At 51.7% G+C, this 23,225-nt stretch carries 24 protein-coding genes; 19 read left to right on the forward strand and 5 right to left on the reverse strand.

What is annotated here, in order from left to right; genetic code table 11:
- Positions 1 to 52 precede the first annotated feature (52 nt).
- Both WCV85_02390 and WCV85_02395 read left to right on the forward strand, forming a co-directional pair.
- Positions 53 to 769: a VTT domain-containing protein gene (locus WCV85_02390; protein MFA6473697.1), complete on the forward strand. Its 717-nt coding sequence runs from the start codon at positions 53 to 55 to the stop codon at positions 767 to 769.
- Positions 770 to 852: 83 nt separating this feature from the next.
- Positions 853 to 1,110: a hypothetical protein gene (locus WCV85_02395; GenBank protein MFA6473698.1), complete on the forward strand. Its 258-nt coding sequence runs from the start codon at positions 853 to 855 to the stop codon at positions 1,108 to 1,110.
- Between the two features lie 327 nt (positions 1,111 to 1,437).
- Here the strand turns inward: WCV85_02395 and WCV85_02400 are convergent, their stop codons facing one another.
- Positions 1,438 to 2,109 (reverse strand): GNAT family protein, encoded by a 672-nt coding sequence (locus WCV85_02400; GenBank protein MFA6473699.1) that lies wholly within the window; start codon positions 2,107 to 2,109, stop codon positions 1,438 to 1,440.
- Between the two features lie 369 nt (positions 2,110 to 2,478).
- Here WCV85_02400 and WCV85_02405 point away from each other — a divergent pair, with 369 nt between their 5' ends.
- Entirely contained in the window at positions 2,479 to 3,660 is a 1,182-nt protein-coding gene (locus tag WCV85_02405; GenBank protein MFA6473700.1) for a hypothetical protein, read from the forward strand.
- Between the two features lie 436 nt (positions 3,661 to 4,096).
- On the opposite strand, the gene WCV85_02410 is transcribed toward WCV85_02405, so the two are convergent.
- A complete protein-coding gene (locus tag WCV85_02410; GenBank protein MFA6473701.1) occupies positions 4,097 to 6,379 on the reverse strand; it encodes a hypothetical protein in 2,283 nt (760 codons plus the stop codon).
- 113 nt (positions 6,380 to 6,492) lie between these two features.
- On the opposite strand from WCV85_02410, the gene WCV85_02415 reads away from it, so the two are divergent.
- Both WCV85_02415 and WCV85_02420 read left to right on the forward strand, forming a co-directional pair.
- The gene (locus WCV85_02415) at positions 6,493 to 7,053 is read left to right on the forward strand and encodes a hypothetical protein (GenBank protein ID MFA6473702.1); all 561 of its coding nucleotides are present in this window, start codon (positions 6,493 to 6,495) and stop codon (positions 7,051 to 7,053) included.
- Positions 7,050 to 7,913 (forward strand): NUDIX domain-containing protein, encoded by an 864-nt coding sequence (locus WCV85_02420; GenBank protein MFA6473703.1) that lies wholly within the window; start codon positions 7,050 to 7,052, stop codon positions 7,911 to 7,913. Before WCV85_02415 ends, WCV85_02420 begins: the two co-directional genes overlap by 4 nt.
- A 35-nt stretch (positions 7,914 to 7,948) precedes the next feature.
- Here WCV85_02420 and WCV85_02425 read toward each other — a convergent pair whose 3' ends face one another.
- Together WCV85_02425 and lexA are read right to left on the reverse strand one after the other, a co-directional pair.
- Positions 7,949 to 8,725, reverse strand: a complete 777-nt coding sequence (locus WCV85_02425; protein MFA6473704.1) for a hypothetical protein — start codon at positions 8,723 to 8,725, stop codon at positions 7,949 to 7,951.
- Positions 8,726 to 8,761: 36 nt separating this feature from the next.
- On the reverse strand, positions 8,762 to 9,379 hold the full coding sequence (lexA, locus tag WCV85_02430; protein MFA6473705.1) for a transcriptional repressor LexA: 618 nt from the start codon (positions 9,377 to 9,379) through the stop codon (positions 8,762 to 8,764).
- A gap of 456 nt (positions 9,380 to 9,835) precedes the next feature.
- On the opposite strand from lexA, the gene WCV85_02435 reads away from it, so the two are divergent.
- From WCV85_02435 to WCV85_02480, 10 genes are all read left to right on the forward strand, one after another.
- Positions 9,836 to 10,060: a hypothetical protein gene (locus WCV85_02435; GenBank protein ID MFA6473706.1), complete on the forward strand. Its 225-nt coding sequence runs from the start codon at positions 9,836 to 9,838 to the stop codon at positions 10,058 to 10,060.
- Positions 10,061 to 10,220: 160 nt separating this feature from the next.
- Positions 10,221 to 11,828 carry a hypothetical protein gene (locus WCV85_02440; protein ID MFA6473707.1) on the forward strand — a complete coding sequence of 536 codons (1,608 nt, stop codon included), beginning with the start codon at positions 10,221 to 10,223 and terminating at the stop codon, positions 11,826 to 11,828.
- Positions 11,829 to 12,648: 820 nt separating this feature from the next.
- On the forward strand, positions 12,649 to 13,584 hold the full coding sequence (locus WCV85_02445; protein ID MFA6473708.1) for a BadF/BadG/BcrA/BcrD ATPase family protein: 936 nt from the start codon (positions 12,649 to 12,651) through the stop codon (positions 13,582 to 13,584).
- Between the two features lie 281 nt (positions 13,585 to 13,865).
- On the forward strand, positions 13,866 to 15,020 hold the full coding sequence (xseA, locus tag WCV85_02450; protein MFA6473709.1) for an exodeoxyribonuclease VII large subunit: 1,155 nt from the start codon (positions 13,866 to 13,868) through the stop codon (positions 15,018 to 15,020).
- Between the two features lie 4 nt (positions 15,021 to 15,024).
- Positions 15,025 to 15,654: a hypothetical protein gene (locus WCV85_02455; protein MFA6473710.1), complete on the forward strand. Its 630-nt coding sequence runs from the start codon at positions 15,025 to 15,027 to the stop codon at positions 15,652 to 15,654.
- Between the two features lie 69 nt (positions 15,655 to 15,723).
- The gene (locus WCV85_02460; GenBank protein ID MFA6473711.1) at positions 15,724 to 16,344 is read left to right on the forward strand and encodes a hypothetical protein; all 621 of its coding nucleotides are present in this window, start codon (positions 15,724 to 15,726) and stop codon (positions 16,342 to 16,344) included.
- A 98-nt stretch (positions 16,345 to 16,442) separates the two neighbouring features.
- Positions 16,443 to 16,667, forward strand: coding sequence for an exodeoxyribonuclease VII small subunit (xseB, locus tag WCV85_02465; GenBank protein MFA6473712.1), 225 nt, complete (start codon positions 16,443 to 16,445; stop codon positions 16,665 to 16,667).
- Between the two features lie 8 nt (positions 16,668 to 16,675).
- On the forward strand, positions 16,676 to 17,002 hold the full coding sequence (locus WCV85_02470) for a hypothetical protein (protein ID MFA6473713.1): 327 nt from the start codon (positions 16,676 to 16,678) through the stop codon (positions 17,000 to 17,002).
- Between the two features lie 7 nt (positions 17,003 to 17,009).
- Complete coding sequence (locus tag WCV85_02475) at positions 17,010 to 18,509, forward strand: glycosyltransferase family 2 protein (protein ID MFA6473714.1); 1,500 nt, start codon at positions 17,010 to 17,012, stop codon at positions 18,507 to 18,509.
- 125 nt (positions 18,510 to 18,634) lie between these two features.
- Positions 18,635 to 19,111 (forward strand): hypothetical protein, encoded by a 477-nt coding sequence (locus WCV85_02480; GenBank protein ID MFA6473715.1) that lies wholly within the window; start codon positions 18,635 to 18,637, stop codon positions 19,109 to 19,111.
- Positions 19,112 to 19,161: 50 nt separating this feature from the next.
- Here WCV85_02480 and WCV85_02485 read toward each other — a convergent pair whose 3' ends face one another.
- A complete protein-coding gene (locus WCV85_02485) occupies positions 19,162 to 19,890 on the reverse strand; it encodes a hypothetical protein (GenBank protein MFA6473716.1) in 729 nt (242 codons plus the stop codon).
- A 101-nt stretch (positions 19,891 to 19,991) separates the two neighbouring features.
- On the opposite strand from WCV85_02485, the gene WCV85_02490 reads away from it, so the two are divergent.
- From WCV85_02490 to rsmH, 4 genes are all read left to right on the forward strand, one after another.
- Positions 19,992 to 21,089, forward strand: coding sequence for a hypothetical protein (locus tag WCV85_02490; protein MFA6473717.1), 1,098 nt, complete (start codon positions 19,992 to 19,994; stop codon positions 21,087 to 21,089).
- Between the two features lie 30 nt (positions 21,090 to 21,119).
- A complete protein-coding gene (locus tag WCV85_02495; GenBank protein ID MFA6473718.1) occupies positions 21,120 to 21,551 on the forward strand; it encodes a hypothetical protein in 432 nt (143 codons plus the stop codon).
- A gap of 229 nt (positions 21,552 to 21,780) precedes the next feature.
- Entirely contained in the window at positions 21,781 to 22,224 is a 444-nt protein-coding gene (mraZ, locus tag WCV85_02500; protein ID MFA6473719.1) for a division/cell wall cluster transcriptional repressor MraZ, read from the forward strand.
- A gap of 15 nt (positions 22,225 to 22,239) precedes the next feature.
- Complete coding sequence (gene rsmH, locus WCV85_02505; protein ID MFA6473720.1) at positions 22,240 to 23,217, forward strand: 16S rRNA (cytosine(1402)-N(4))-methyltransferase RsmH; 978 nt, start codon at positions 22,240 to 22,242, stop codon at positions 23,215 to 23,217.
- The last annotated feature ends 8 nt before the right edge of the window (positions 23,218 to 23,225 follow it).

Below are 23,225 nucleotides of genomic sequence, written 5' to 3' on the forward strand. Positions count from 1 at the left end.
CGAGGTCTCAACAGGCCTCGCTTTTTTATACCGATGATGTTACTTTTTACTCATGCAGGCGCACACGAAAGTTCTATTCAAAAATGCGACATCTAAGAAGGCGTTGCTGTACATCTTCCTGTACATAGTCTTCATTGTCGTCGTTGCCTTCTTGGCGAAAGCCTACATTGACCGAGAGCAACTTCGGGTCTTCATCGACGATACAGGCACGTTGGGCATGCTCGTCTTTGGCGTACTTGAATACCTGTATGTGGTTTTTGTGCCCATCAACACCACAATTCATCTCATTGCCGGGTACCTTTTTGGCGGGAATGTCGGGTGGGTATTCAATTTTGTAACCACCACTGCTGGACTATTCACCATTGTGCTGCTGGTGAAAAAGTATGGCCGGCCGCTCCTCATGAAGATTGTTTCGCCACATTTCTTAGAGCAGTACGATGCGCTTGCGGCTAAGATTGGACCCTTCACCCTGTTTGCTTTTTACGTCCTCCCCCTTTTCCCTGATGATGAATTAACCTACGTTGTTGCCGCTGCCAATATTCGATTTTCTCGGTTTGTCCTGCCAATTCTTTTTGGGAATATCACCAAGGCGGCAATAAGTTACGTCGGTGCTGAAGGTGGGGGTGGTTTTCGTCTTGCACTTGGTTCCAGAGTAGTTGTCTTTGTGATTGGGGGAATTTGCATTGGTCTGCAAGAGTACTGGGTGCAACGCAGACAAAGGAAGTTGGAGCAGAGGGATAGTCGCGCTTTGCATAAAGGGGGAGCTTAGGTCAGGTAGGAAGATAGCTTTGGGAGCAATTTTTCTTCTTCTTGACCTTCGGCTATTCTTCGGTTATACTGGGAGGTAGCAATATGCTGCTTTTCCACGAACAACCTAAGGCTAAGGTTCGAGTCTTCGTTGACTGCAACAAGCAGGTAGTAAAGCCTGTAGCCTTCTTTTGGGGTGGGAAACGGTATGACGTCTGCAACGTGAACCTGGTGTACCAGCGGCGGCGAGGGGATCGGTATGATCTCTGTTTTGCTGTGTCGGACGAGGCGAATGCGTACGTGCTCAGCTGCAACCCGGAGAATCTCGAATGGACGTTGGAGGAGGTGCGGGGGGAAGGGTGAGGAAGCGGCTAACGGAATACGGTATCGCAGCCCGTATCGGATAGCGTTTAGTCGAAGTGGTTATACGGTACGTTAGCCGAAATCCGATACCGTAAACCGATACCTGCCTGCGCGAAGCCGCTCCGGCCACCAGCCCAGTGGGCGAAGGCAGGCGGTTGGCGACACCTTCCACCGTATGCCGAGTATAAAAATACGGCCCACATCACTTTACGTAATGCAGGCCGTTCAATGCCGAACCTCGGTGAAACTGAAACGGTTTGTAATCAACGAGATCGACCGATAGTAGCAATCTACACTTTACGTAGAAGTTGTCAATAACGTCTATTTTCAAATTAAGTACGGGTACTCGGAAATGAAGTTTTTCCAAATCCGCGGGGCAATAGGCGCAACGGTCGTCGTCAGCTGGTTTGCTGCCTGCAACCGCACAGGATGTTGCTCACGCCACTCTGCTGCCGTAATGCCGAACATGACGCCGTCTACCCGTTGACCATTGATAAAGGCGATAGACCGACGCACGCCTTCTTGTTGGTAGCCGCAGGCGAGGAGACACTTCTGGCTGGCCAGGTTATGACTGAACGCTTCGCTATCAATCTTCTGCAAGTCCAGCGTATTGAAAGCGTACTCCAAGAGTGCCAGCTTGGCTTCCCGGCCATAGCCTTTGCCACGGTGCTGTGCGTTACCAATGTAGGAGCCAGTGGCTGCTCGGCGGTTGAACCAGTCAATGTGGTGCAAGCCCATGGTGCCAATGAGTGTGCGGACCTCGTTCTCTACTAGATCAATGGCAAAGACAATGTCTGATGGTGGAATACCTGGGCGCATGATGCGCTCCAGCCAGTCCCGCTCTGCCAGTTCGCTGTACGGTGTGCGGACGGCAAGCACCAAGCGGAATTCTGGCTGATTGATCCACCGAGTGAAGAACGGCAGGTCAGCCATTTCTGGGGGGCGGAGCACAAGGTTTGGGGTGGTAAGGAACGTAACGGATTGGTGTTGGTTTTGCATGTGAACCTCCAAAAAATGTTTGAGCAAAAACAAAAATCTGCACCAGTCATATTTGGCGCAGTGCGGGTGAAAAAAAGTAGTTTCTCCAGTCTTACTTCACTCCCACAACGCCGAACATGCGGCAATCGCTGGCCTGTTTCCAGGTCAGAAATCCCATGCTGCGGTAGTGGTGAGCGAAGTTGTACATAACGATTCGAAGTGTACACCCCAATTCCACTTAATGTCAATAATGTTTCTATGCAACGTGTCATTCTCCACCTAGACATGAATTCGTATTTTGCATCTGTAGAACAACCTTTCGACTTCGCTCAGGGTTGCTCTTGAGAATTTCCATTTATGAGTCTACCTCGAGTGATACTGCACTTAGACATGAACTCATACTTCGCCTCGGTAGAGCAGCAGGCGAACCCGTTTTTGCGTGGGAAGCCCGTGGGCGTGTGCGCCACGCTCACCAACCGCGGCTGCATTATTGCGTCGTCCAAAGAGGCAAAAGCATTTGGGGTAAAGACGGGCTGCCGGGTGGACGAAGCTCGGCAGCGCTGTCCGAACATCCGGTTGGTGGAAGTGGATCCGTCTAAGTATCGTTCTACCACCGAACGGATTTTTAAGCTTTGTGCAGAGTACACCGAAGATCTGGAGGCGTACTCTATTGATGAAGCTTTTTTGGATTTCACTAGCACAGTCCCAGATTTACTAGCTGCGGCAAAGCTGGGTGAAGAAATAAAAGTGCGGATTCAGCAGGAGGTAGGCGAGTGGCTGAAGTGTTCCATGGGCGTGGCGCATACACGCTGGTTAGCAAAATTCGCCGGGGACACTGCACCCAAGGGTGGGTTGGTTATCCTGGATGACCGCAACCTTGGTGCCTACCTCAAAGGCCGTGACGTGCAGGAAGCCTGGGGGATTGCCGGGGCGACGGCTGCGCACCTGGCGCGGATGGGGATTACTACCCTGGATCAGCTGCATCAGGCTTCGCCAGTGAACCTCATGGAGGTTTTTGGCATTCGCGGGTATGAGTTCTGGGCAAACCTGCATGGCGTTGAGCTGGGTGGCGTGCAGGAAGAACGTCCGCCAAAGTCCATTGGGCATAGCCACGTCTTGCGCGTTCGTACCCGTGATTTGCGGTTCCACCAAACGCTGCTCATGCGCCTGTGCGAGCGCACGGGCCGGCGGCTACGGGCGCTGGGTTTAGAAGCGCACGGTGTGTACGCGCAGGTACGCCTGGAGCGGGCCGGTGGGCTGGGCTCCTCACACAAACTTGGCCACGGCATCACTGATACGCTGCCGCTCTACCAGGAGGTCTGGAATATACTCAGTCCAGGTGTGACTACTGACCTACCTACGTTCTACGCCCTGGGTTTGTTCCGGCTCCGGCCTGTCACGCGGCAGCTCTCACTTTTCACTCCACCCAAAAATCACGCCCTTAGTGCGGCACTAGACGCAATCAACAGTCGGTATGGCGAAGAGACTGTTACCTTTGGTCGGCTCCGGATGCTTCAAGGTCACCATGCGCCAGACCGCATTGGCTTCCGGAAGAGCGTGAGTTGGAAGTAGGTACAGTATTACGAATTACGAAAAAATCCTACGAATATACGAATTACGAATGGGGGAGGGGGGATGAAGAATGCGCAATGCTCCGAGCGTGGATCCCTGTACCCGCCCACGCACCATCTGGTGCGGAGCCCGCGCTCGACCCGGATTGCTGAAGGGTGAAGAGTGTATGACTGACTGAAAAAACCATTCCCTCTCTGTCATCCTGAGGAGTCTTCGACGAAGGATCTTGTTGGTAGTTACATACAAAGAGCAAGATCCTTCATATGATTCAGGATGACAGAAAGAAGGAGCGCAGCTAGTCTTTTTGATTCCGTGTTACAGCAAGATTGCCTGCCTCGTCGGGAGACAGGCCACGCTCCTGCTGGAGTTCGCAATGACAAGGAAAAGATCTCTACAACTTTATAGCTTTACGGCTCTACTGCTTCCCTGGTATCTATCAAACCTGTCGCTTTACAATAGTCAAAGTTTGGATTTCATTGCCAACCAGGAGGTAGATTTTTTGGTTTGCCTCGTTGACGGTAAAGGCAGTCACTTCACCAAAACGTTCATGCGTGTACTGGTTGACAAACTTTCCGGTTTTCGTGAAGACTACCAGGCGTTTTCCAGCTGTGTCCAGAATGTAGATGTTCTGCAGGGTTTGATCCGCGGCAATTTTGGTAGCGGTGGTCAGCGGCGGGTCAATGGTTGAAAGCGCCAGCTGCACCCGATTCCCCTGGGTAAATTTTTGCACTTCACCATTTCCGGCAAGGGTATAGATGGAACCATCCACGGCCAGGTCAACAGTATTGCTCACGGTTGCGGTTTGGCGGAGCCAGGCTGCTGCGCGGAAGTTTGCTCCACTGCGGGTGGCGCGCAGGATGCTATTACCCGCAATGTCTACGGTGTACAGTGCAGTGTTGTAGGTTGCCAGACCAACGACATTCGCGTTGGTGTTTGGGCTGGTCAGGCTCACCCGGGTATTGCTGCTTACCCCCAGGCGTTGCTCCACAATTTCCAGGGAACCCGTAAGACCCAGGACGCTACTACTCCCGTAGCCAGCCAGGGCTTGCACGTCGGTGGCGCCGGTGAACGTTCCAGTAGTTTGCGCTGTGCCACCTGCTGCAGGGAGGCGGTACAGGATGTTGCTGCCGCTATCCAGGGTGAAGAGTGCGGAGCCCAGCATGGTTACGCTAGTGTAGGTCTTTCCCTCTGGTAAGCTAGCTATTTTTTCCGGTGTCGTGGAAATGGCGTGGCGGGTCTGGGTGAGTACGTCGTTGATAGAAGTGGCAATGCTGCTACGTCGCGCGGCATCAGCTTCGGCTTTTCGACCCTTCACCTGGGGCAGACCAGTCAGGGTTTTTTGCGCGTCCTGAAGCAGCTCTTTGGCTCGATCCTCATCGCCGTACAGCAGGGTGGTTCGCGCTTCAGCAATTTTTTCTTCAATCGTAGCGTAGGCGGTTTCGGCAGCTTGGGCTTTTGTGCTGCGCTGTTTTTGAATTCCAATGCCAATGAGGGTAAGGGCGAAGATGATTGCAATGCCACCCGTGGAAAGGAGGAGTAGTCGTGAACGCTGTGGAAGCAAACGTACTTCTCTGACGCGTTCCTGCATTAGCGTTGGCAGGGTTTGGGGAGCTTTTTGCACATGCCGACCAGCACGAGTGAGTGCAGAGAGTACCTTTGGTGTTGCCGCAACTGCAGAGCGTCCACGTTCCCACAAGAACTTTGGAATTTTTTTAAACAGGACATGGCGGACGTGCGTTAATCGTGGTCCACCAAAAGTTGGACGATTCCGTATGTATCGTTCTTGCGGCGCCGAGTAATTCGCAGGTCGCACAGGTTCATCTTCGGGTCGTTCCAGCACAGGAGAAATACGTGTGGGCTTGTGTAAGATCCAGGCACGGAAGAACACCCGGCCGCGCTGCAGAATGGTTTGGGAGCCTCTTTTTAGTGCTGGCCACAGGGAGGGCGTAAGAAGTTCTTGGGTTTTTGCATCACGAGTAATGAGTTCATCCATGGATCGTTGGGGCGCTCCAGGAATATTTGTTCTTGGTAAGATGCTCTGCTGGGGCTGCACGTAGACGGCGGTCTGGCTTTGAATCACCACCGCAGCAAAGGCATTATGGTTTGGGTCTGACCGCAGAATATTTTCCAAGTGCTTCGCTGCACCACCCATGGGCGCTTCGGCAATGGTGCGGCGGATTTTCTCAATGGAAAAGTAGTCCAGGAGGTTTTGCGTCCCAAAGAGAATTGCGGCGTCACCTTTCAATGTCCCCGAAGAAATTGCGGAAAGCAATTTCAAGGGGTTGGGTTTGCTGGGGCGGACGCCGTTGAATAGGTCAACAATTTGGCGACCTTGTACCAGCATGCCAACCAACCGACCAATGTCGCTGAACAGCACCAGATCTTCACGGAGAACAAACACCACAAGAGCCAGGCGGTCAATCCAGTCGTTCCCAAAGTCACCAACCAGTTCACTACAGAAACGATTTGTTGCTTGGATGGTGTGCTCAAAAGCCACTTCTGGATTTGCTTCCGTGGAAGTGTAGTACGCTGCTTTGAGGAAATCTTGCAACCTGCTCAGGAGTTCGTGGTTCACCCGGTCGTTACTTTGCATTTCCGCGACAAAACCCAGCTTCCCAAGCACGCGTTCTTCCGCGGGGCTGGGGTGAGCTATGAAGACATGCGCAGTCGTCCGGCTGAGGGCTGCATCCGCAATTAAAAGTTTCTCTATACTTCCCATGCTTGTTCCAGTCAAGTGTCCTCAGTATACTACAGCTATCCCACCTGGGCGAGCAGCCGAACTTGCCCGCGAAACCGCATTTTTACAGGCGTTTTGGACGTTCGCTCAACTCTATGCTCGACACCCTTTTTGGTTCTGCAACTCGGTATGCCCTTTTGCGAGTCCTGGTCTTCAACCCAGGGCGTTTGTATACCCCGGTGGAGTTGGCCAAGAAAAGCGGACTTACCCCAGGCGCAGTCCGCGCTGAACTCAAACGGCTCCAGTTGAGTTTGTTGGTCCGTATGACGGAAAAGGACAAACAGGTGGTGGTGCAGGTGAATGCCGAAACCGCAATTTTTCCAGAGTTACGAGCTCTCCTGTTAAAGGCACAGTTACTTACGGAGCAAGATTTTGGAACAAAACTTGCCCGCATCGGACGCGTACAGTACGCCGTGCTCACGGGGTACTTTACCAATGTTCCAGAAGCGCAAACTGATGTGTTCATTGTGGGCACGGTGAACCGGCAAAAGTTGCGCCGGCTGGTGCGAGCATTCCAACGCGCAATTGATCATGACTTACGCTTCACCGTACTCTCCAAACGCGAGTACAAGTACCGGAGTGATATTACTGATCGTTTTCTGTACGACATTGTGGAGAACCGAAAAATTGTTCTCATTGACCGGCTACAGCGATGACCGGGCGAATCTTAGTGCTGATTGGTACCGCTGCACAGGCGTACGTTGCTTGGAGTGATGGTCGGGTAACGCAGAACCGAAGTGCGGCGCAGTTGGGGCGGGGGAATGTGTACCTGAAGCTCCTTACCCAACTCAAGCGCCCCCGCTCCACCGCGGCAACAATTGCCGTGGCAAGTTCGGGTACCCGCTTTTCTCAAGAGCGGGCGCTGGTGGCTACAGCCAATAGTTTGGCTTTTGCCTGGGGCGCAACCTTAGTTCGGGTTCCTGTACCAATCCTCCCCTTGTCCAAGGAGCAGCTCGCAATGTTCTTGCAGCAGCTGCCGCGGGGGCATCGGCAGCCATTGGCACCCACGTATGCTGCGCCGCCGAATATTACGCTAGCCCGGCCGTTCACGGGTACCCACATCAATGCTGGAGGTCTGGTCTACGATCCCGCCAAAAAAGCCTTGCTCTTTGTGCAGCGCCTAGATAATCATCGAGTTGGCGCCCCCAAGGGGCATAAAGAACCACAGGAAACCATCCTCCAAGCTGCGGAGCGAGAGATTGGAGAGGAGACTGGCATTGTGGGTTTGGAATGTTTGGGTCGACTCCCAAGCGTTACGTATCTCTCCGATGATCATGGAAAACTCCCAAAAAAAATTCCCCACCATTTGCATCACTTTCTCTTTTTGCGCAAAAGTAAGCGGACAATTTCAGTGGTGAAAACTGGTGAGGTGGCTAATCTTCGCTTGCTTTGGTACCCAGCGTCCAGCCCCCAACCACCCGCAAAACTCCATGCTGACCTGAAGCCTGTTTTCACGCAGGCGGTAGCAATTTTACGTGCCAAAAAACTCCTCTCTCGTCCCAGCGGTAAGAAGTAATTCGACAATCACATTCTCTACTTTTCCAGGCACAGCTACCCAGCCGTGGCCAGGTTTGGGAATAACCAAGAGGTTGGAAAGGGGAGCTGGGAAGGCGCGCGTTCTGCAGTTGGCTCGGGTACTACTTCTTCACCTCGAGCCCGAGCGTAGAGTTGCAGGCCAGACCGACCCAGAGCTCGGAGCACGGCAGTTGGGGACTGCTGGGCAAAGTCAGCAATTGTACGGATCCCTGAGGCCTGCAAAGCAGCTGCTGTTCGGTCACCCACGCGGGGGAGCAAACGAACTGGGAGGTGGTGGAGTATTTCCGCATTCTGCGGCGCCAGGTACTGCCAGCCGGGTTGGCGCAAGCCCCGTCGGGCAAGTTCGGCGTACGTTGGGGTGGAACCCATGCCCACCGTCACCTGGCATTCCAGTTCTCGCCAGCACGCTGCTTGGATTTTTAGGAACAAGCTTGTCCGTTCCAGCAGGGTGAGGCTTGTGGTGACAAGCATTAGGTCTGCGCCGGCATGGCGAACCACGCTGCCCCAACGTTTGCCTAAGCGCTTGTAGACCTTCAGAAAGGCGTCCAACCGCTGGGTATTTTGCGGGCGAAGCACCAGCCGTGGAGCACGCTCCATAGCTTGCGCCACAGTCATTCGCGTCCGCACGCCCAAGCTCCGGGCTGCGTCGTTTGCATCCACGATGCGGGGCTGCACTCCGCCTAAGTCCGCGATGGCAAATGGTGTGCCGCGCAGTTTTGGGTGCATGGCCTCTTCAATGCTCACGGCGGCGTGCCAGAGTTGAATAGAAATGGTGGTTGGTGCGTGGGTCATAGCCGAAGGAAAACCGAAGAGCGAAAGAAAAAAAATTTAGTACTTTCGAATCAAGCCAATCACTTTCCCCTGGATGGTTACGGACTTCACATCAATGGGTGCGTACAGGGCATTCGCTGGTTGCAAGCGAATGAAGTTTTTCTTCTTGAAGAATTTTTTTAGCGTGGCCGTGCCGTCATCCAGCATGGCAACCACCATATCCCCATCCCGCGCCATGTCCGTTTTTTCTACCACCACCATATCGCCATCACCCACCAGGCTTTCAATCATGGAGTCTCCCCGCACTTTGAGTAGGTACGCGTTCTTCTTCCCCACAATTTCTTGCGGTACAGGGAACATTTCATCTTTGCCAGCATAGGTCTCAATGGGGGAGCCGGCGGCAATGGCACCCACCAAAGGTAGCATGATAGCGCTGCCAAAATCTTCCTGAGCACTTTCTTGCGTCACCAAGGTAATGCCGCGGGTGTTGTTCCGATCACGGCGAATAAAACCAGTTTCTTCTAAGAAGCTTAGGTGCTCGTGTACCGTGGCTAAGGATGACAGCCCAAAGGCCTTAGCGATTTCCGTCAGCGTAGGCGCATATCCATGCTCTTTGACGTACTTGGTCAAGAAGTCGAGGATCGCACGTTTCTGCTTGTGGAGGATTGGAGCCATGGGGAGAGTCGTAAAGCTGCTCCGACGCTTCGGTCGGAGCCCCGACATCCCGTTGCGGGATCGTCGGGGTAGAGCCCTAAAGCCGTAGGCCGTAAGCGCTGACTGAGGTGAAAAGAGTATAGCCGAAGGAAAACCGAATAGCAAGCATACTCATAACGAATTGTTGGGGCTTTATTGGTATTGAATCAGTGCGCTGTACAATAGGGTGTGGATAACTTTCTGGCTAAGGTTAGATTAGTAATGCATAGGGAATTTGTTTATTATTGACTGTTTCCTGAGGTTTTTGGGTACTTATCCTTAGGAAAAGGTTAGTTTTGTCTTTTCCTTAACGTCTTTGTTTATCGTGGTTATTTCCTTGACATACTCTGGGATAGGTTTAGGCTTTAGGTAATACAGCACAAAGAAGGTTGGTGAACTCGCACCTTTCAACCATCTCTTCGTTAATCTTTGATCATTATGACAAAGAAAAGTATTGGTATTGCCGTGGTGGCGTTAATTGCCGCCGGTGCAGGGTTTCTGTTTATGCAGAAGACGCCTGCCGCTCAAGCAGTAGGTGGGTCAAGTGTTACCTGCATTCAGGTATGCTTGGCACAGAACTTTGAAACTGGCCAGTGCGAGCAGTGGGCACCACGTCCACATGCGTGCTTTGACAGCCACGCTGCAAACCTTGTTACAAAGTAATTTTTCAGTAGACAAAAGCATCCTTCATTTGGGTGCTTTTGTGTAGGTGGAAAGTTGTTTTTTTCCCTTGACAAAATTGAGGGAAAGGCGTATAGCAAAGGGAAGCATCGGATGATCTTTGAAAATTTTACTTTCAATATATTGAGAAAGGAGGGTGCGTATGTGGCGCATCTTCATTCGTTGTAATAGCATGCTCTTGGGGATGCTGGTGGTTTCCTGTGCGGGTTGTGCGGGTACGGTGCAGTTTGGTTTGCAAGACAAGCCAAAGGTACCAACTCCGTATGTGGATGCCCTGAAGCAATTGCCTGTGGGCACTGTGTTGGACTCGATGAATCTACGTGATTCATTGCAAACCCTACTGATCATGTTTCAGTATTCGGATACTGCAATGTACTGTGCACTTTCTGCCGTTGATCCAGTCGCAAATCCGGGTCTGCTAGAAACCATGCTACGTGATTTCAAGGCACGGAAAGACCTGGAAACTGGTCGAGGTGATACGCCAGACCGTTGTGAATGGTGGAACGATTTTTGGGAAAAGCGGGCGAAATATTGTTTCTCACACTTCCGAACCAGTTTTTTTGGAAGGTTTCTTGAGCCTATGAGAACCGAAGCAGTTTTCAAGAATGGTATTCCTGATGAGGATTACTGGATTGAGGTTCCATGCTTTACGATGCAGGACAAACCAGGAACTGGTCAATGTCAAGTGAACGAGCTGGAATGGAAAGGGGGTAAGCAATTGGCGTATCAAGCAGATGCCGACGGAGAAATCGCTATGATGGTTCCATCGCAGAATGCTCTTGGGAGAAAGCGTAAACCAGCTGAACGATTATTTGCAATGAAGGAGGACGAGCGGAGATTTGTTTCGCTCCAAACTCCCCAGTTCGATCCCTTTCCAGTTGGGACGAAGGATTTTTCGGCCTCCGTGTACCTGAGCACCTTCCCAAATGGGGATGTGTATGACGTCTACCTTGTGTCTGGTGTTCCCATGAAGCAGCTCATGAACGGGGATTCCACGCTGGAATTCACGGCCACGACAAACATTTACTCCCAAGCAAATGTTGTGGTGAAGAATGATTCAGTGCCGATCAGGAATATCCCTGCGTCAACCCCTGGGCTTGCGGATGGCGTCATCCCCGTCGTGCAGCATTTTCAGCTGCCCGCTGGAACGTACTCCGTGTGGCAGACATTCCGGGGCAAAACTGAGGCGCTGCAAAAGCCATACCCAATGACGTTGCAGCTTCCTTCGGTGTACACCTCCCAGCCAGTTGTCAGTGAGGTGCTGTTTCTAGAAACCCCTCAGCCCTCGGAGAAATTTGGGAACCGAGTGGTACGAAACACTACGGCGTACAAGCCACGGGTGAGCCGGGTCTTTGCCCCAGGTGAGTCCCTGTATGTGTACCTGGAGCATGACGTGTCAAAGTTTCCCAAGGATTACTTAGGGAACTACGCCTATGGGGTTGATATCTCGATAATGGGGCCAGTGAAGGAGAGTGGAAAAGTTGGTGAAGCCTTCGCGATGCCTACTACCAACGACCACACTGGACCAGCTAGTTCTCATAAATTGCGCAAAGGATTTTTTGGGGAGCCACTTTCCACCCCAAAGTTTCCCAATGCGCACAGTGCGAAGGGTTGGTTTCTCAACACCGACCCAATAAAGCTTCCGAAAAAGCTGAAAGAGGGGACGTACTTCTTTGTAGTTGTGTACTATTCTTTGATCAACAATGAAGAATTTAGATCGTGGCGGGAGATCGACATCAAAAACCCCTAAAACTGGTTCATTGCACTTTGCACGGCATTCCAAAAGGATGCCGTGCTTTTTATCTTGAGGGAATATAGGTGTGGATAACTTTTGCGCTATGGATAGCGGAAAAAATGACTTCGCCTTTCAAAAATCAGTTGGAAAAGCCAAAAAGTGTGGATAAAGGGGCTTGTCAGGATTTTATGGCTGGGATACAATCCTCATTACCACAAAAGATATCGCTGATCTTTGATTTCAAGTCGGTAGTCATTGAATGGCAAGGAACGAAGCGCGCGCGAGACTTGTTCTTGCGCACATGAAGTGTACGCTAGAAATAGCTGATGGGTGGTAGATTCACCAAGGGACGTATTCGTCAAATGCAGAGCTGCATCTTCGGATGCTATGTATCGAATGCGAAAGCATTCAACACTCGGCCACGCGACGAACAACGCGAATCTTTCCACTTTCCGGTTATTCCTTTTCTGGAGTCACATCCACCTCGACACAGCGTACTCGCTCACTTCAACCTTCCAACTCTTTTCTCCCTTTTCAAGGGTTTCATGACTATCACTTCTTGAGGGGTCTTGCGCAAGCAGACCCCTTTTCTTTTTGCATTTTTTTCAGGAGGGGTATACTATCGGTAACAGAAATAGAAGGAGGGAATATGCAAGTACCTTCAAAGAGGGTATTTATACTAAAGCTCATTTTTGTGATAGCAGCTTCAGCTGTTGGTTCGTATGGGCTTTCCACGCTGCTTTTTCATCTCGCAGGAAGTTTTTAGAAAAGATAACGAGCCTACCGCACTCTACTAGAGGGGTGCGGTTTTTTTCTGTCGTGCTACCATATGCATATGAACAAAGGACGTTGGTTCCTAGGCATTGATGGTGGTGGCACGAAAACCGAAGCTGCGCTTGGCAGCAGCCTTGGGGATGTCGTTTGGGGTAAGGCAGGCCCATCCAACCCACGTGCTGTGTCGCGAGAGGTTGCAGCGCTCAATGTCCGTCAGGCAGTGAAGCAAGCGGAGAAACTGGCTGGCAAGCACCGTCCGTACCGCACAGTCATTGGGATTGCGGGTATGGATACACCGAAAGATGTGGCGGCAATGCGCCGGGTATTGCGGCAGACGTTGAAAAATATTGTCGAGCCAGATTTTCAATTGGTGAATGACATTATCATTGCTTTGGCCTCGGGAACCACTGACCGGCACGCGGCAGTGATCATTTCTGGCACGGGATCCAATGCATATGCGCGTGGCCCCAAAGGCACTGTGCGCGCTGGTGGACGCGGGCATCGATTGGCTGACGAAGGTTCTGGGTATGCGCAAGGTTTAGCCACCTTGCACGCGGTGACCAAAGCTGCAGATGGCAGGGGAGTTGCAACGCAATTAACCAAGTACGTGCTGCAGCACTTCCAGATCCGGAAGCCGGAGGAGTTGGTGCACATTGTGTACCAGCCCAGTTTCGGCAAACCGCAGATTGCAGCCCTGGCGCCGTACGTGCAAGCTGCGGCGGAGAAAGGGGATGTAATAGCAAAAAAAATTCTCGCTGACGCCGCTGATGAACTCGCTTTGCTGGCAACGACAGTTATCCGAAAGAGTGGCCTGCACCGAAAAATTTTTTCCCTGGTCACCGTGGGTGGGATTTTCAAATGCCCAGTGGTTCTCCCTTCACGCTTCAAGGGTGCTGTGCGCATGGTTGCCCCCAAAGTGCAATTCATCCGGCCCAAGCTCCGCCCGGCCATTGGCGCATGGGGGATGGCTGGGGGAGGGGAAGCCGTAAAGCTGTAAGCCATAGAGATTTATTATCTCCAGAGCGGCCTTTCTAGGCTGCGGTGGTTTGTTTGTGACGCATGGGCTTGTCTGTGTATTTCTCCTTTTCTGTCATTGCGAGGAACGAGTCTTCGAGTGACGCGGCAATCCCGATGAACTTCGGATCCAGGACAGGGTAACTACCTTGGTTCTAAGCTACGACGGGATTGCCGCGCTCCTGCTGGAGCTCGCAATGACAAGAGGGGGAGAAATCCCCACTCATTACTGACAGTTGAACTGCGGTGCGCTATAGTCTGTGCATGCCCGATCACCCAATCTTCTCCGTCTCAGAGTTCATCCAAGTCACCAAGCAACATTTGACGTTGCTGGGTTCGGTTGTGGTGGAAGGGGAGATCACTGGCTACCGGGTGAGTAAAGAACGCCTGGTCTACTTTGAATTGAAAGACGCCAAAAGCCGCGTGCTGTGCTTTATGCTGGTGGGGGATGCAGAAGCGGAACTGTCAGACGGCATGTCCGTGCGCGTTACGGCAATACCCTCGCTGTTCCAAGGTAGCGGTGGTTTTCACCTGCGCGTGCAGCAAGTGGAATTGGTTGGCCAAGGCGCGCTGCAGCAAGCCCTGCGTTTGCTCCAAGCTAAATTAGATGCTGAAGGGTTGTTTGCTGAAGGACGAAAGCGGTCACTCCCACAATATCCCAAACGCATTGGTATTATCACTTCTGTTGACGCTGCAGCGTATACGGACGTGCTCCGGATTTTACGCACGCGCTGGCCGCTGGCTACGGTTGTCCATTTTCCCGTGGGTGTGCAGGGCGCTGGTGCAGTGTCCAGCATCGTGGGCGCCTTGCAGCACTGCCATGCAAGCAATGTGGATGTGGTCATTCTCACCCGGGGTGGAGGAAGCCTGGAAGATCTCCAAGCTTTTAATAGTGAAAAAGTTGCGCGGGCAATTTTCTCCTGCCGCGTGCCGGTGGTGTGTGGCGTGGGACATGAACGTGACTGGACCATTGCTGACCTCGTTGCCGATGTGCGCGCGTCCACGCCAACCAATGCTGCAGAACGAGCAACGCCATTAGCAACCCAAGTCTTTGCCGATGTGCAAACCATGGAGCGACAAATGGAAGATGGGTGGCGGATGGTGCTGGGTGATTTGCACGACCGGCTGCACCACCTGACCCGCGACCTGAGTGATGTGGTGCAGGGGACAGTGCAGCGGATTCGGCTGTTGCAGCAAACTTGCGTGCAGGCTTTTTCCTCTGGCGTGGAACGCATGCACACCCGTCTGGCCTATGCCACCAAGCTGGTGCAGACGCTTTCACCCGCCGCGACCCTGGATCGGGGGTACTCACTCACGACCATTGACGGAAAGGTCGTGACCAACGCTGATTCGGTCAAACCCGGCCAACGCTTGCATACGCGGGTAAAGCGGGGATCCATTCATTCAACAGTAACGTAATCCTATGAGAAAAATTTTTGTACTCGGTTTGATGAGCATTTTTTGTGGTATGTTTTTCAATCCCCTTGTTGCAGGTGCAACACCTGGACCAATGGAAACACAATTTCCAAGTGCAAAAAAGGCAGCCTCTGAAGCAACGATGATTCTCGAAGTAAGAATAACTGATTATTCAATAAGTCAAGAAAAGTTTCTACCAGGTGAGTACAAATCAGTTAAGCGGGTAAATTGGGAGGTTTTAAAGGTACTAAAAAAACAAGATGGGGTTGTGACAATCCCGCAAGCAGTCGAATATTCCGCCTACGAAGTCTGCGGCTTATTAGTCGGTTACAAAAAGGAATTCTTAGGATGCGGTGAGTATTTAAGCACCATTGGTGAAAAGCGGTTAATATATTTTGGTTACGGTGACCATGTGAATCTCGTTTTGCCATCTAAAGGTTTTTTCTGGTATTGGTATTACGCTGGTTCTGCTCGATACGTCGAATACCTTATTATTCTTGGGGTGATTTCACTTGTTGGAGCAGGTAGCTTTGTTCTGTTTAGGCGACATTTTCAAAATAAAAATAAAGTCTCTCATCAAATTGCAAATAATCAGAATATACATGTCCAGGGGAAAAAAGATGATATAAATAATTGATTTTTTCGCCAATGCTTGCATACGCGGGTAAAGCGTGGCACAATTCGTTCCACCGTTACATAAACAATTATGAAGTTAGTCTACCGTTTTGGTTTCGTGGCTGTTGTGGGGTTTTCTCTTCTCTTGCCGAGTTTTGCATATGCGATTGTTGGAGCAACGCCTTTACCATTTCCTAATGCGTCCAGGGCGTATAGTGAAGCGGATAAAGTTATTGAGGTTAAAATTGTTAGTTCGACAAGTGAAGAAAAGCGCTCGATTCTTGGTGACTACGTAGTAATGCAGGTTCAATGGGAAATATTACATGTGTATAAAGGTCAAAGTGTCGATAGTTCAAAAATTGAAACTTTAAGTATTAGCACCCATGGTTTATGTGAAGTATTCTCCGGGACCGGAGGTCTTGCTGCAGCCGGCGGTGGTATTTTTGATTGTGCTCAATACTTGAATGATGTTGGTGAAAATCGATTAGTGTACCTTGATTCTAGAGATGGTATTCATCTCGTTTTGCCAACTGAAAATTTTTACTGGTATAAATGGTACGCTTTATTCATGCAGTATTATATTTATCCATTATTTTTCATTATCATTGCTGGGGTTGCAATTGGAGTAATTGCCGTGAAACGTAATATGACTAAGAAAAAACTTTCACAAAACAAGAATGCGAACGAAAGCAAAGAGTCGCCTCGCCTTTAGATTGGAAAAGAAACATGTATAAGTGTTCTTCTGCCAACGCTTGCATACCCGCGTAAAGCGTGGCACAATTCGTTCCACCGTAACCTCATAGTCACTGTATGCCTAAACGCCCTGCTGCCAACACCTTTGCCAAGGATTTTGCTGAACTGGAACGCATTGCCCAGAAGTTTGAGGCTGGGGCTTTTGACGTGCAGGAAGGTCTGAAAGACTTTGAGAAGGGGATGGCTTTGGCGCAGAGCCTGCGTGAACGGCTGCAGGATGTGGAGCAGAAGGTGGAAACCATTAAAGCCAAGTACAAGGCAGCCGGGGAGTCTGCTGCGTAATTTTTCCTATGATTCTCTACGACCTCACCCAAAAAGTAGTGACCGATGTGTACGGCATTTTTGCGCAGGCCGCCGGCATTGACCAGCCTACACCACCGGATATTGAAACGATTCGCACAGGGCTGGCTGGTGAAACCAAGCGCGCAACCATTCCTGCGCCCGTGGGCAATCCACTGCGTGCAGAATTGCTGTACATTGAGGAACCAAACAAGAATTTGATTTTCACCTTTGCGTTTCCCACGGACTTAGGGAAGGAGCTAATGGAAAAGGCGGAAGCGGCCCAAGCACAGTTTGATGCTGGGGTGCAGCAGTACTTGGTGGATTACTACCTCTAATACGTCTATGGACCGCCAAGCGGCGTACCGTTGGTACCGAACCCTGGAGATGATTCCAGGAATTTTCATCTGGTCAGCTTTCATTCTGGCAGTTGGGCTCTCGTTCATCAAACCGCTGTGGGTCATTGTCTTCATCATCGCCTTTGATGCGCTGTGGCTCATTCGCATTTCCTACTTACTGGTGTACTTGCTCACATCCTACCGGCGGTTCCGGCATGATTCGCACGTGGACTGGCTGGCGAAGACCCAGCCGTTGCCAAAGTACCAGGAAATCTATCACCTCATTTTTCTGCCAACCTACAAGGAGCCAGTGGAAGTGGTTGATCAATCCTTGGCGTCACTCAAAAACATTCGCTACCCACTAGACCGGCTGCTGGTGGTGCTGTGCGGGGAGCAGAAAGACCATGAGCATTTTCAAAAAGTCTCTGCAGCAATGCAGGAAAAGTACGAAAAGATTTTTGGAAAATTCTTGGTAACGGAACACCCAGCAGATGTCCCTGGGGAAGTACCGGGTAAAGGGTCCAACACTGCGTACGCTGGTAAGCGCGCGCAAAAGGAAATTGTTGATGCGCTGGGTTTGCCGTACGAAAACGTGGTCGTTTCATCTTTCGACGTGGACACCGTTGTGCACCCACAGTACTTTGCGTGTTTGACCTACCACTACCTGACCGTACCCAATCCCACCCACGCCAGCTACCAGCCCGTGGCGCTGTACAGCAACAACGTGTGGGAGTCACCGTTCCTCATGCGCGTTGTGGCCATGTCCACTACCTTCTGGCTAATGACTGAGCAAATGCGGCCGGAGCGCTTGTTCACTTTTTCTTCACACTCTATGTCTTTCAAAACCCTGGTGGAGGTTGGGTTTTGGCAGAGTGATATTGTCACCGAAGACTCCCGTATCTTCATCCAGGGGTTCATTGAGTATGACGGGGATTACCGCGTGGTGCCGTTGTTCATTCCGCTGTCCATGGATACAGTCATGAGCCACACCCTCCGGCAGAGTTTGAAAAACCAGTACGTGCAGCAGCGTCGCTGGGCATATGGCATTGAGAATTTTCCCTTCATGGTGTGGAACTTCTGGGGCAACAAAGCTATTCCGTTCATGAAGAAGTTTCGGTACCTGTTCAACCAGCTGGAAGGGTCTTTCTCATGGGCCACGGCTCCCATTCTCATTTTCATCTTGGGTCGTTTACCCATCGCCGTCGCAAATCACCAAGGCCTTACTTCTGCGCTTACCGTGAACACACCGCACGTGCTGAGCATCATGATGACCGTGTCGCTGGTTGGGTTGATTGCTTCAGCCATGCTGAGTATGACCCTGCTCCCACCCCGACCGCGGCATGCCCCGCGCTGGCAGTGGCCCATCATGTTCCTCCAGTGGATTATTTTCCCGGTGACCATGGTAGCTTTTGGTTCTATTCCCGCCACCGAAGCCATTACCCGGCTGATGCTGGGCAAGTACCTGGGTTTCAACGTCACGGAGAAGATGCGGAAGAAGGACGTGTAGTTTGTTGCCAAGTGTGTGATCAAATACGAGGTTAGTGATCATATGAACCTAGCTTGACACGCGAGGAGTATTGTGATAGTTTCATATGAAATTAACAAAGTACGTAGAAATGCTTGGAGGGAAGTATGTACACAGTTGTATGCCTAATGCTTTTGGGCTTAGTCATTGGAATCATTGGGGCGATCCGGAAAAGTTGCGGAGCCTTTCTAGGACCATTTGCGGGCTCGTTTGTTGGTGGCCTCGTTGCCTTGTTCGTTCTTGCGGGATTGGGGGATATTCCACAGACACATTGGGTTTTGAGTGAAGAATTTTCCATACTCAACATACACACCCACCAGGGTGAGCATCGTCTGTTTCAGAAATACGAATATATCATTTTATTTTCAGAAACGGCCACAGGTTTGCGTCATTGGACGATGAATCAAAAAGATGTTGAGTTGAACAATGCTATGTTACCATTTGAACTGGGCGCACCTGGCACTTGCCGCGTCTACCGGTTAGTCAACACAAATTCTGCATGGGACAACTGGAATATCCGCGATGAGACAAAGTACGTTCTGCACCTGCCTGGCCAGAATGCCTACAGCACCTTAGACGAATAGGAAGTCATCAAAACGCCCTCACAATTTCCTGTGAGGGCGTCTTCAATGTGCTACATTTTGTATTTCTCCAACTGCAACTTTGCATTCGCGGCAGCCAGCGTGTTGGGGAAGCGGGTAATAACCTCTTCCCATCTTTTTCGCGCGTCGACGACTGCGTACTTCTCCTCGTCAGCCAGTTTAAATTTGAGTTTGGCCTGATTCAGCATCACCATCCCGCAAATTTCGGGGTTGACCAGCGGGGAGCGATACTCTGGATCAACCAGGTGTTCGGCCTGGATGAAGAGTTGCAACGCTTCGAAAAGTTGTGACGCTCGGTTCCAGTACCACTTGGCATTGGTCTGATCCTTATGGGCTTCACCAAACAGGTTAGCAATGAGGAACACCACTTCGGGCTCCTGGGGGTGGCGTCGGACTAATGAATCAGCCGTTTGGAAAACTAGCGTCACTCGCTTGTTGGTATTGCCCAGCAGCTTATCAATGATGCCGTCTTCGCGGATGCGGAGGGCATCTGCAATCAGTCGATACGCCTGGATCGTAGCCGAAGAGTCGGGGGAGAGCCGGAAGTAGTACCGGGCTGAATCTGCGTCTTTCCGCGGCGCCGTGCTTTGCTTCAGGAAGACCTTGTTGACAAAGAGCTTTCCAACCGCAGCAGCGTTGTCTCCACTTCGCGGGGTGACCCGCAGCAGCGAATCCGCTTGTGCGCCAGATAGGAGACAAACACCACTATCCAAAGGGACGGTGGACAACTGGACGAGGATAAAAAAAATGGAAATGAACACGTGAACTCCTTTTCGTTATGTCGTCTTTGTATTTCTCCGCAAAGTACCACTTTCTGCGTTTCTGGTCAAGGGTATGAAAAAACAGTACACTTTCCTTACCTATGCGACGATTTTGGGGGGTCACAATCATTGCTGTGCTTGCGGTTGTGGGGACGCTTGCACTCATTGGGTGGAGCATTCGCACAACTGCTTTGCAAAGCACGCCGTGGAAAGCGGCGCTGCGCGATGGGCGAGTGTATGACCGTTTAATTACCGAAACATTTTCTTCTCTGGTTCGGGACCCCGGCGCATTCGGCGAGGTCTTTCAAGACACGCCGCTCTCTGCTGATGATCTCACCGTGCTGGCCCGGGAAGTGCTCACCGCAGACTACCTGCAAACCCAAACCGAGAATGGTCTGGATGTCCTTTTTGCTCTGCCCTACAGCCGGACAGGCTTGGCAGATGTCACGTGGATTATTCCGCTGCAGGATATCAAACGCCGATTGCCAACGGCAGTGGCCGATGTCATTGAGAAAAAACTTGCCAAACTTCCTGTATGCACAGAAAAGCAGTTAGACGCTTTTGAGCAGGAGAAAACGCTGACCGATGGATTTCCATCATGCTTACCAAAAGGTGTTTCTGCAAAGTCCATTGTGACGCAAGCGGGGATTGTGGAGGACATTGCCAGTAGTATTCCAGAAACCTTCGATGTTGCCGCAGACCTGCGCAGCCGCGCCTTCAAAAAGGTGCAGTGCTCGTCAACTGCACCGGAAGATCCAAACCAGGGCTGCGTCCCAGAAGAAGTGACATTCAATGTGCAAACCCAAGTGCAAGGCATCCAAGATGCTCTCCGCTACTTGCAGACGTTGCACTGGACGCTCACCATCCTTGCACTTGCTTTGCTCACTGGTATCTTCACCATTTTCTTGCCGCACCTTCGCCGGAGCACATGGTGGTTGGGACTGGCAATGGTCATCCCTTCGCTTGTCGTTCTGGGTATTGCATCATTGGGCAGCGCGCTACTAGTGAGCGTCCGGCCAGCGGGAGATGATCCAGCAGAAAAATTTGTACAATCATTGGTCGTACCGGTTGTACAGAGTATTGGCACCTTGGCCGCAGAGCGTGCTCTGGTCTTTGGTGGCATTGGTGTGGCAGTTGGTATTGCTTGTTGCATTCTGGCTTTTGCCTTTCCCAAACCCCCACCCCGAAAAAATCCCTAAGCACCACTCCGTGTGCTAAAATACCTGCATATGAAAAACCCCTCCCAAAAGAAATCTGCAAATCGGTTCGCCGTCGCAATGTTTCTGTTGGTGCTGACGGTTGTCCTCCTCCTTGCCCTCGTCTGCTTCCGGGGTTTCTGGGCGAAGCTGCAGCGCAGCCAGCACTACCAAGCCGTATTCCTCACCAATGGGCAAGTGTACTTTGGGAAGTTGCAGAGCTGGAGCCGGCACGAAGTCTTGCTGACTGATGTCCATTACATTCAGGTGGATGACACCAAGACTGAAGCGGAGAAGAAAACTGCAGCCACTGACCCGTCCACCCTTTCGCTCATCAAACTGGGGAGTGAGGTGTATGGGCCAACGAACCGGGTGTACATCAACAAAGAGCACATCCTCTTCACCGAAGATCTGAAGGACGCCTCCCAAGTAGTGAAGATTATCCAGGAGAATATTGGGAAGTAAGAATCGAATTTTGTAGTTATCCCCACCCTTCTTCAGTGAAAGGGTGGGTTTTTTGTTGGAGGTGAAAAAACCTTAGGAAACCTTGCCCTTGCCGGAATGGCCGGGGTGTGGCGTGGTTGACGAAGGTAGGAAAGTGGTGTAAAATGGGGATAGAGGGTTGAAAGTGGATAAAAGTGGGGATAAGTACTTCCCCCTGTGCACAACCCCAAAAGTCCCATTCTGCTTCCTAATGACGAACCGCATGTTTATTGGCGAATACAACCATGCAATAGATGACAAAGGCCGATTGGCCATCCCGGTGAAGTTCCGGGAGCGCTTAACCCACGGGGCGGTCGTCACCCGCGGCTTGGATAAGTGCCTTTTTGTGTACCCGCAGCGGGAGTGGGCGCAGCTGGCGGATAAGCTTTCCCGTTTGCCCATTTCTCAGGCCAACACCCGAGCCTTTGCGCGTCTGATGCTGGCTGGAGCAATGGAGTTGGATATCGACAAGCAGGGCCGTGTGGTCTTGCCTGACTACCTGCGGAAGTACGCATCAGTGAAGAAGAAGGTGGTGGTGGCAGGTTTGTACAACCGGTTGGAACTCTGGGATGACACCACCTGGCAGAAGTACAAAGCTGGAACCGAGAAGAGTTCAACAGATATCGCTGAAGCCCTGGGTAGCCTGGGCGTGTAACCTGGAGCGGCGCCCATGCTTGGCCGCACTCCAGCGCACATCCCTGTTCTTTCCAAAGAAGTTCTCCTGGCTCTAGCTCCGCAAGCAGGGGAGCACACTATTGATTGCACTCTGGGTCTGGGCGGCCATGCAGAAATGCTCCTGACCGCTACGGCGCCAACCGGACGTTTGCTGGGCATTGATCGAGATGCCGAAGCGCTGGCGCAGGCAAAAGTACATCTTGAGTCATTCGGTGAGCGAGTGCGCACTGTCCAAGGCACATTCGCTGACATTGCTAGTTTGGCAGCATCTTTTCCAAAACCAAATCTCATTCTTGCGGATTTAGGCCTTTCCAGTTTTGCGCTGGACACCCCCAGCCGAGGTTTTTCTTTCCAAGCAGATGGGCCGCTGGATATGCGGATGGACAAGGGTCAGGGCGCAACTGCGGCTGAGCTCCTCCAAAGCATTTCTGCCGCAGAGCTAGAACGCATCTTGCAAGAGTACGGCGAAGAGCCCAAGAGCCGGGCCATTGCTAAAGCAATCATTGCCAGTCGTGAGACCCACCCGATAGCGACCACGGGGGAGCTCGCGAGTGTCATTGATGCGACGTACCGGCAGATCCTCCACGCACCCGCAGACCGGCCACTGTGGCTGGGACGGAAAGTGCATCCTGCCACCCGAACTTTTCAAGCTTTACGCATTGCCGTCAACGACGAACTTGGCCAGCTCACCCCATTTCTGGGTGAAGCCTTCGCTCTCCTGGCCCCTGGAGGTCGGCTGGCCATCATCAGCTTCCACTCGTTGGAAGACCGGCTGGTGAAGCAGTTCTTCCGCGAGCAAGCCAAAACCTGCGTCTGCCCACCGGAGCAACTGCAGTGCACCTGCGACCGCCAAGCCAACGCGCAGCTCCTCATTCGCAAGCCCATTGTTGCAAGCGAAGCTGAATTGCAGGCAAATCCTCGGAGCCGGAGTGCCAAACTTCGGGTCATCAAAAAACTTTCTCCCGCCTCGTAATCCACGTC

The sequence above is a fragment of the Patescibacteria group bacterium genome (assembly GCA_041665345.1).
In the GTDB taxonomy this organism is placed as follows: Bacteria; Patescibacteriota; Patescibacteriia; order PEXW01; family PEXW01; genus JBAYJA01.